General features: G+C 35.7%; 1 pseudogene. It reads left to right on the forward strand.

The window, feature by feature from the left end:
• Positions 1-484: 484 nt before the first annotated feature.
• Positions 485-816: pseudogene (locus ABHN01_RS25750) on the forward strand (cytoplasmic protein); the annotation flags it as partial.

An 816-nucleotide genomic window follows, 5' to 3' on the forward strand; every position in this document is an offset into this window, starting at 1 on the left:
TTTCTGCTTCTACTCGAACGCCTCTTGAATTCTCAAATCAACCTGTGATGAAAAATCGTCAGGATCAAATGCATCTGTGAATTCTGTTTACAGTAATATTTTTGTTTATAGATAACCGTGAGAATGAAAATTATAATTTGGATTTCATAAAAGCCAAGAGACTTAAAAGTTTTTTGTATCCATTTCATATAAAATATGGTAAAATTAAACTGATCTGTTTGAAAGAAAGGAACTTCAGTGATCTGTATGCCAACATCTAATCTGTAATGGAAAACAACTGGATCGCTTCTCAACCGTTAAAAAACATCTCGTTTTTGACCACGGGAGAAGTCTGTCTACATCCCATTACAGAGGAAATACAGCGAACTGCAGTCCGTTAAACTTTTAACTATGCGTCCTTTGCTCTCCTTGTTAAAGGGTTTTGCGTCCTGCAAGATTTTCAAATAGAAGTTGTATTCCCTCGCTATTATTTCGAGGTGAAAAAATGCGAACAGAGCAATACTCTTTAGTGCTTCGTAAAAAACAGAAAGCCGATACAGTGAGAAAGCAATGCAAAATGTGCGGGAAAGTAACGATTTTTACAGATACAACGATTCGAAGACATAACGCGAACGGTAAAAACATCTATCAGTTTGCCATCTATAAATGTCCGAAGAATCATTCGTGGAACAAGAAGCTAGATATCTATAAATCGTTTTCTGAACATGTTGACCCAGCCAATCTTGTCGCAACAGAATTCAATCTTATCCAGGATGGTGAGAAAATTTCCCTTTTTAAATCAACTGAAACATCCTATGAAATTAACATATCTTCAGC

The organism is Fictibacillus sp. NRS-1165 (assembly GCF_050468105.1).
Taxonomy (GTDB): Bacteria; Bacillota; Bacilli; order Bacillales; family Fictibacillaceae; genus Fictibacillus_C; species Fictibacillus_C terrinigri.